This is a genomic window from Streptomyces sp. NTD91 (genome assembly GCF_059510455.1).
Genome location: NZ_JCAJZW010000011.1, coordinates 63225 through 71811, shown reverse-complemented (window position 1 = coordinate 71811; position 8587 = coordinate 63225). Strand labels below are relative to the sequence as shown.

The following is an 8587-nucleotide window of genomic DNA, read 5'->3' as shown; positions in this document are numbered from 1 at the left end:
CCGCGGAACGATGCCCCGTTGGGCGACAGAAATCAGACATCCCGTACGGTCGCGCGCACCGGTCCGGAACAATGGGCCGACGATGAACTCCGAGATCTCCCAGACTGCCGAATCCGTCGCCTACACCCCGTTCGCCCACCTCACCGCCCCCAACGCCCCCCTCTACCGCCAGGTCATGCGGGCGTTCCTCGCCGCCAAGGAGCGGTTCGCGGTGCATCTGCGGCCGGAGGACGTGTACGCCGCCCTGGACGCGGGGGACAGGCCCGCCGACCTCGAAGCGGTGACGCAGGCGCTGGACAAGCTCGTCGTGTGGGGAAACCTGCGGGCCGATCCGGACCACGCGCGGGTGACGGCGGTCGAGGACTTCTACCGCAGGCGGTTCATCTACCAGCTCACCCGGGCCGGTGAGGCGGCCGAGGCGGCGCTGGGGACGTACGACGAGGTGCTGGGGCGGCGCGGCGAACTCCAGGCGGTCGCGCTGCACGACATCGTCACGCAGCTGCGCGCGCTCCTGGTGATCGCCGCGGAGGACGAGCCCGACCCGGCCAAGACGTACGTCGCGCTGTCCGTGCTGACGGCGCGGTTCACCGACCTCGCCGACAACGCCCGCGCCTTCATGGGCTCGCTCCAGCGCACCATCGACCTGCACGACATCGAGGTCGAGGCGTTCCTCGCCTACAAGGACCGGCTGATCCAGTACCTGGAGCGGTTCATCCAGGACCTCATCACCCTCGGCGGACGGATCGCCCTGCTGATCGGGGAGCTGGAGGAGCAGGAGCGCGTCGGTCCGATGCTGCGGCTCGCCGCCGCCCGCGAGGCCGCCGACGCCGCTCCCGAGGACGCCGAGCGGGCCGAGGCGGTGGCGTACGAGCGGTGGGCCGCCCGGTGGTCCGGGCTCGCCGAGTGGTTCGTGTCGGGGGAGGGGCGGGAGTCGCAGGCCAGACTGCTGCGCGGGCGGGCGCTCGGCTCGATCCCGCAGCTCCTGGCCGTCGTACGGCAGCTCAACGAGCGGCGGGCCGGACGCTCGGACCGCTCGGCCGACTTCCGCACCCTGGCGCGCTGGTTCGCCCAGGCGCCGGATGACGAGGCCCGGCACCGGCTGTGGCGGGTGGCGTTCGGGCTGCACTCCTCCCGGCACCTCACCGTCGACGCCGACACTCTCGCCGAACGGACGGCCGCCCCGGAGCCGGCCTCCACCCCGTGGAGCGAGGCGCGACCGCTGAGGATCAGCCCCCAGTTGCGCCGCACCGGCAGCTACGAACGGCGCGGCAAGCCGCGCCGGGTGGCCGACCGGGGCGAGGCGAAGCGCCGGCTCGCCGAGATCGCCGCCCGGCAGACGGAGGAGACCAGGCGGGCCCGGGACCGTCTCGTGACGGACGGACCGGTGCGGCTGTCCCGGCTCGGCGGACTCGACCCGCATGCCTTCCAGTTGTTCCTGCGGCTGCTCGGCGACGCGCTCGCCACCTGGCGGCCGGGCACCATCACCACCGTCGCCACCAGCGGGGACGGTTCGACGGAGATCCGGCTGACCGCCCTCGGCGACGGATCGACAGCCGAAGTGCGCACTCCCGACGGTGTGTTCAGCGGCCCCGACCACCTGATCGACATCGTCGACCTCACGGTGGGGCAGCCCGACCGCGCCGCCGCACGGCCATCGGCACCCGTTCCCCTCCCCGCCCCGCGACGGGACACCGCTCCCCAGCTCACGGAGGACCGATGAGCGGCCCGCTCGCCGAGGTCCTCGACGGCCAGCGGCAGGCCGACCTCCAGAAGGCCGCACGCGCCCTGCTGAAGGAGCCGCTGCTCACCGCGGACGGACCGTACGCCGACGAGTTCAAGCTGGTGCGTCGGCACACCGCCGAGCTGCGGGAGTGGTTCGAACGCAACGTCGGCTGGACGCTGCGCACGGACGCCGACGCCGCACGGCTGCGCAAGACGCCGGGCACCCTCACCGACGCCACGCACCCGGCGCGCGAGGCCGCCCGCAGCGCCCTGCCCTTCACCCGCCGCCGCTACGTCCTGCTCTGCCTGGCCCTGGCCGCGCTGGAACGGGGCGAGTCGCAGGTGGCGCTCGGCCGCCTCGCCGAGCAGGTCGTCCTGGCCGCCGCCGATCCCGAACTCGTCGCCGCCGGGATCACGTTCACTCTGGAGCGGCGCGACGAGCGCCTCGACCTCGCGGCCGTCGTCCGCCTGCTGCTGCGGCTCGGGGTGCTGCGGCGGGTCGCCGGCGACGAGGACGCCTACGTCAGCGGATCGGGCGACGTGCTGTACGACGTGCGGCGGCGTGTGCTGGCCGGGGTGCCCGCGTCCCTGCGAGGTCCCTCCATGGTGGAGGCCGAGGGCTTCGAGGAGCGCCTGGTGGAGATGACCGCGTGGACCGTGCTCGACAGCGACGAGCTCAGGTTCCGGGCGGTCCGCTGGAAACTGACCCGCATCCTCCTGGACGACCCGGTGCTGTACTACGACGACCTGACCGACGACGAACTGGCCTATCTCACCCGGCAGCGGGGCTTCATCACCGCCCGCATCAACGAGCTGACGGGACTCGTCCCGGAGGTCCGGGCCGAGGGCATCGCCATGGTCGACCCGATGGACGACCTCACGGACGCGCGCATGCCGGAACAGGGCACCCACGGTCACGTCACCCTGCTGCTGGCGGGGCACCTGGCCCGGGCGGACGGGCCCGTCGAACCGGTGGAGCTGGCGGCCCGCGTACGGGAACTGGCCGTGGAGCACGGCGGGTTCTGGTCCAAGGCGGCGAGGGAACCGGGAGCGGAGCCCGAACTCGTCGAGCAGGCGCTGGCCAGGCTGGTGGCGCTGGGACTCGCCGAGCGCACCGAACGGGGCGTCGTACCGCGGCCGGCCCTCGCGCGGTACGCGGTCGGCGAACCCGTGGTCAGGGAACCCGGACGGGCCCGCCGGCCCGCCACGACCGAGCAGACCCTGCCGCTGGTGCGGCCCATGCAGCAGCCCGTGCAGGACGAAAGGTGAACCGCCCCGTGACCGCGCTCCCCGGCCCCCAGTCGCCCGGCCCCGCGCTGCCCGCTCCCGCGCCCGGCCGGTGGCGGCCCCTGCGCATCGGACTCGTCGATCTCTTCCACTACGACGTCGAGGAGTTCTGGTTCCGCGACGGCCGGCTGCTGCTGCGCGGCAACAACGGCACCGGCAAGTCGAAGGTGCTCGCCCTCACCCTCCCGTTCCTCCTGGACGGCGACCTCTCCGCCCGCCGCGTCGAACCCGACGGTGACCCGGGCAAGCGCATGGAGTGGAATCTGCTCCTGGGCGGCGCGCACCCGCACCCCGAACGGCTCGGTTACACCTGGATCGAGTTCGGACGACTCGACGGCACCACGGGTGAGGCGCACTTCCGCACGCTGCTGTGCGGACTGAAGGCGGTCGCCGGGCGCGGCATCGCCCGCCACTGGTTCGCGGTCACGGGCCAGCGGGTCGGCGCCGGCCTCGACCTGCTGGACGCGACCGGGACGGCACTGTCCCGGGACCGGCTCGCCGAGGCCGTGGGCGGCCACGGCATGGTGTACGACACGGCGAAGGCCTACCGCAGGGCGGTCGACGAAGCCCTGTTCGGGCTGGGGGAGCGGCGCTACGGCGCCCTCGTCGACCTCCTGATCCAGCTGCGCCAGCCCCAGCTGTCCAAGCGCCCCAGCGAGGCCGCCCTGTCCCGGGCGCTGACCGAGGCGCTCCCGCCGATGGACCAGGCGGTCGTCGCCGACGCGGCGGAGGCGTTCCGGTCGCTGGACGAGGAGAAGGAGGAACTGCGGGCGGCCCGCGAGGCCGAACAGGCGTCCTCGGCGTTCCTCGACCACTACCGCCGCTACGCCCGCATCGCCTCCCGCCGCCGCGCCCGCCTGCCCCGCCGCGAACACGCCCGCTACGAGAACCTGCAACGGGAGCTCGCCAGGGCACAGGCGGACCGGGACCGCGCCTTGGCGGACCGCGAGGAGGCCAGGGAGAGGGGTGCCGCCCTCGACGAGCGGGCCGCGCGGCTGGCCGCTCAGGACGCCACGCTGCGGTCCCGGCCCGAGATGCGCGACGCCCGCGCGCTCGACCGGGCGGCGGACGACGCCTCCCGCACGGCCGCAGAGCTGAAGCGGGCGGAGGCGGACCGGCGTACGGCGGCCGAGGCGCACACCCGGGCCCTGGGCCGGCTCGCCACCGCGGACAACCGGCTCGCGGCAGCCCGGGAGGCGCTGGACGGCATTCGGGACCGAGTCGCCGAGAGCGCCGCGGCCGCCCGGCTCGACATCCCCAGGACGGAGGGAGCCCCCGACGCGGTCCTGCGCCGGGAGGCGGACGAGGCGACCGCGAGCAGGCGGCGTGCCGTCGAGCACGTGGCGGAGCTCGTCACCCGGGCCGAGCAGGCCGAGGAGCGGCAGCGTGCCGCCCGGCTGCGCGCCGACGAGGCCGACGAGGAGGCCGTGCACGCCGAGGAGCGGCTGGCCGAGGCGGAGGAGGACGTCGCCCGGGAGGGGCGGGCGCTGGTCACGGCCGTGCGGGAGCGTCTTTCCGGGTGCGTGGAGCTGCGGGTGCCCGGGCTGCCCGGGGTCCTGGACGCCGTACAGGACTGGGCGAGTTCTCTGGACGGCCCAATGCCGGCCCGTACGGCGGCGAGCGAGGCGCATCGGGCCGCCGCCTCCCGCCTGGCGGACCGGGCGGCCGGACTGGCCCACCGTGAGGCGGCGACGGCGGAGCGGCGGCGGCTGGCGGTGGAGGAACTGACCGCCCTCGAAACGGGTCGGCAGCGCGGCCCCGCGGCTCCCCCCACGCGCACACCGGGCGTGCGGGACCGGGGCCCCGGCGCTCCGCTGTGGCGGCTCGTCGACTTCCGCCCGCATGTCACCGGGGCCGACCGGGCGGGACTGGAAGCCGCGCTGGAGGCGTCGGGGCTTCTCGACGCGTGGGTGCGGCCGGACGGCTCCGCGGTCGCGGCGGGCGGGCATGACGTGCTGCTCGATCCGGTCGGACTGCTCGGCGGTACCGGCCTCGACCGCGCGCTGTGCCCGGCGGTCGACCCCGCGGACGCGGGGGCCGCAGCCGTGGGGGAGGAGACGGTCGCGCGTCTGCTCGCCTCGATCGGGCTGGCCGCGGTCGGCGACGACGGGCCTGGCGAGGCCTCCTGGGAGGCCGGTGGCCACGACACCTGGATCTGCGCGGACGGGCGCTTCCGCGTCGGGGCGCTCACCGGGAGCTGGGCCAAGGACAGCGCCCAGTACGTGGGGGAAGGTGCGCGGGAACAGGCACGCCGCGTTCGCATCGGGGAACTGCGCGCCGAGATCGACGGCCTGACGGCGGAGCGGGAACGACTGGCCGAGGAGTCCCGCGCCGTGGCCGGGCGCCGTGCCCTGCTGGACGCCGAACTCGCCGCACTGCCGGGCGACGACGAACTGCGGCGCGCCCACGCACGCGTCACCGCCGCGGCCGAGGCAGTCCGTCGCGCCCGCGCCCGGCGGGACGAACGGGCCGCGGAACTGGCTCCGGCGACGGAGCGGGCCGAGCGTGCGGCGGCCGAACTCGCCGACACCGCGGCGGCCCTGAACCTTACCGCCGACCACACGGCACTGGGCGCCGTGCGCCAGGCGCTCGCCGACCACACCGCCCTCCTGGCGGCCCTGTGGCCCGCGCTGCGCGAACGCGCGGAGGCCGAGCGCGCGGTGACCGGTGAGCGGGAGGAGACCAGCCGGGCCGACCTCCTCGTGTCCGAACTCGCGGAGCGCGCTGCGGAGGCGGCTCGGGTGGCCGCGGCGGCGGACGAACACCTCACGACGCTTCGCTCCACCGTCGGAGCGGCCGTCGCCGAACTGCAGAGGCAACTGGAGGAGACGGCCGAGGCGGCCCGGGTCTGCGAGCACGAGCAGCGGCAGGCCCGGGCGGAGCACGGTGACGCCGACCGGCGGGCCAGCCGCGCCGAGGGACGCATCGAGCGGCTCGCCGAGGACGTCACCGAGGCGACCGCCGCGCGGGAGGAAGCCGTCGCGGCGCTCCAGCGGTTCGCCGCGACGGGGCTGCTCGCCGTCGCGCTGCCCGACGTCGACGTACCGGACGACGGGGCAGGGACGTGGGCGGCCACCCCCGCCATCGCCCTCGCGCGGGCCGTGGAGTCCCGGCTCTCCTCGGTCGACGACACCGACGCGGCCTGGGAGCGCGTTCAGAAGCGGCTGAGCGAGGAGTTCGGCAGACTCCAGGACGCGCTGTCGCGGCACGGCCACACCGCCACCGCCCGCCCGAGCGAGGACGGTATGCGGGTCGACATCGTCTACCAGGGCCGGGAACGGGCCGTGCCCGAACTCGCCGAGGCACTGGCCGCGGAGGTCGCGGAACTGACCCGCGTCCTGTCCGCACGCGAGCGCGAGATCCTCCAGACCCATCTGATCACCGAGGTCGCCGGGACCCTCCAGGAACTGATCGGCGCGGCCGAACGGCAAGTGACCGCCATGAACAGGGAGCTGGAGGAGCGCCCGACCTCCACGGGCATGAAGCTGCGGCTGGTGTGGAGAGCGTCCCGCCGGGCCCCGCAGGGACTGGCCCAGGCCCGTGAACGGCTGCGTCAGTCGGCCGACGCGTGGTCGCCCGAGGAGCGGGCCGCGGTCGGCGCGTTCCTCCAGGAGCAGATCGCCCACCGACAGGCCGACGACAGCGCCGGCAGCTGGCTGGAGGACCTCACCGCCGCCCTCGACTACCGGTCCTGGCACGAGTTCGGCGTCGAACGCCATCAGCACGGCAAGTGGGTACCGGCCACCGGACCTGCCTCGGGCGGGGAGCGGGTGCTGGCCGCATCCGTGCCCCTGTTCGCCGCCGCGTCCTCGCACTACGCGAGCGCGGGCGGCGCGCACGCCCCGCGCCTGGTCACCCTGGATGAGGCGTTCGCCGGCGTCGACGACGACTCGCGCGCCAAGTGCCTCGGTCTGCTGCGCGCCTTCGACCTCGACGTCGTCATGACCAGCGAACGCGAATGGGCCTGCTACCCCCAGGTGCCGGGCATCGCCATCGCCCAGCTGTCCCGCGTCGACGACATCGACGCCGTACTGGTGACACGGTGGGAATGGGACGGCAGCGAACGGCGGCGCGGCACGGAGCCCGGGGCCCGCGCGGACGCGTTCGCGGCGGCCGCCGGTGCCGGCGACTCCGGCGAGGGGGCCGGCGGACCGGTGAGTCCTTCCGGTGAGCCAGGGCGGACCGCCGTCGTCGACGGCTCCGGCGGACAGGGGGCCCTGTGGACGTGACCCCTTCGGTGCCCCCGCCTGACCGCGACGGCGGCCGGACGACGGCCGGACGCACGACACCGCCGACCGCCACCGTGGGCGCGGTGGCGGCCGTGCCGCCACCGGCAGAAGCCCTGACCGACGTCGATACCGAGCGCCTCGGACGCCTGCTCGGCGATCCCGGCCTTGCCTGGTTCGTGGACCGCGTGCGGAAGCGCTTGGCACGTGGCCGGCCGCTCACCGGCTCCGTCACCTTGTCCGACCCCGATGAGTCCCAACGTCGCGCCGCCGAACGCCTGCTGGGACGGGCACCACGATCCAGCGGCTCCCTCGGCATTCGTCTCGTCACCGTCGACGAGATCCTGCGGCGCTCCGGTGTCAGCCCCGACGGACTGGCGGCGGCCGTCGTCGCCCTCACCGGCCCGGTCGTACTCCACGCGGAGACGCGGAACAGGGAGGAGCGGGCTTGGGAGGAGGCGTACGCCCCACTCGGCATCCTCGACGGGGAGCTGGCCCGCTGGGCCGAGCGGATCCGCGGTGACGGTCTCGTACGGCGCCTCGCCCGAACACCGGAGGCCGCGGGCCCCCTGGTGGAGGCCGCCGTACGCGCGTTGCGTGCGCTGCCCGCGGCACCCCCGACATCGCGGGCGACGTTCGCCGCACGGAACCTCTCGGGCGCTCATGCCCTGGACGAGGGGACGCCGCTCGCCACGCTCGTCCTGTCCGGCATCCGTTGCCTCACCGGCTTCCCCGACGGCTCCGGTGCGCAGTGGCGGCGGGAGGCGTGGGCCTCGGCGGGCCTGCTCAAGGACGACCTGTCATCGACCGTCCTCACCCTCAACCTGCGCGGAACGCCAGCCCTCGACTGGATGGCCGACGCGGGGGAGCCGGCGGTGCTGACACTCCGCTCCCTCACCGGTCGCGCCCCGGTTGCCCCTGTTCCGGCCACGGGAACCGTGCACATCTGCGAGAACCCGGCCGTGCTGTCCGCCGCCGCCGACACTCTCGGCCCGCAGTGCCCGCCCATGGTGTGCCTCCAGGGCCAGCCGTCGGCCGCCGCGCTCACCTTGCTGCGCGACCTGTCCATACGGGGAGCCCGCCTTGTCTACCACGGCGACTTCGACTGGGGCGGTGTGCGCATCGCCGCAGCGCTGGCGCGATGCGTCCCCTGGCGGCCGTGGCGCTACACGGCCGCCGATTACCGAGCAGCAGTGACCACAGTGGCCGAAGCCCCGGAGCTGACGGGCCCGCCCGCCGCGACTCCCTGGGACCCTGCCCTGGCCGTCGCTCTCGCCGAGTGCGGTGTCCGGGTCGAGGAGGAAACAGTGCTGGACGATTTGCTCACGGACCTTGGAACGGGGTTCCGCTGA

The 8587-nt window shown here is 75.0% G+C and carries 4 protein-coding genes; all 4 read left to right on the top strand.

Annotation, left to right across the window (positions count from 1 at the left end; all coding sequences use genetic code 11):
- The first annotated feature begins 82 nt into the window (after positions 1–82).
- Genes AC5WRT_RS14685 through AC5WRT_RS14670 form a run of 4 tightly spaced genes read left to right on the top strand, consistent with a single transcriptional unit; the run spans position 83 to position 8587 of the window.
- On the top strand, positions 83–1720 hold the full coding sequence (locus AC5WRT_RS14685) for a TIGR02677 family protein (RefSeq protein ID WP_496100291.1): 1638 nt from the start codon (positions 83–85) through the stop codon (positions 1718–1720).
- The gene (locus AC5WRT_RS14680; RefSeq protein WP_496094177.1) at positions 1717–2991 is read left to right on the top strand and encodes a TIGR02678 family protein; all 1275 of its coding nucleotides are present in this window, start codon (positions 1717–1719) and stop codon (positions 2989–2991) included. Before AC5WRT_RS14685 ends, AC5WRT_RS14680 begins: the two co-directional genes overlap by 4 nt.
- A gap of 8 nt (positions 2992–2999) precedes the next feature.
- Positions 3000–7238: a TIGR02680 family protein gene (locus AC5WRT_RS14675; RefSeq protein WP_496094178.1), complete on the top strand. Its 4239-nt coding sequence runs from the start codon at positions 3000–3002 to the stop codon at positions 7236–7238.
- Entirely contained in the window at positions 7229–8587 is a 1359-nt protein-coding gene (locus tag AC5WRT_RS14670; RefSeq protein WP_496094179.1) for a TIGR02679 family protein, read from the top strand. Before AC5WRT_RS14675 ends, AC5WRT_RS14670 begins: the two co-directional genes overlap by 10 nt.

What these genes read in the sequence shown, in the direction of transcription:
- AC5WRT_RS14685 (WP_496100291.1), top strand. Translation starts at nt 83, where the DNA reads ATGAACTCCGAGATCTCCCAGACTGCCGAATCCGTCGCCTACACCCCG.
- AC5WRT_RS14680 (WP_496094177.1), top strand. Translation starts at nt 1,717, where the DNA reads ATGAGCGGCCCGCTCGCCGAGGTCCTCGACGGCCAGCGGCAGGCCGAC.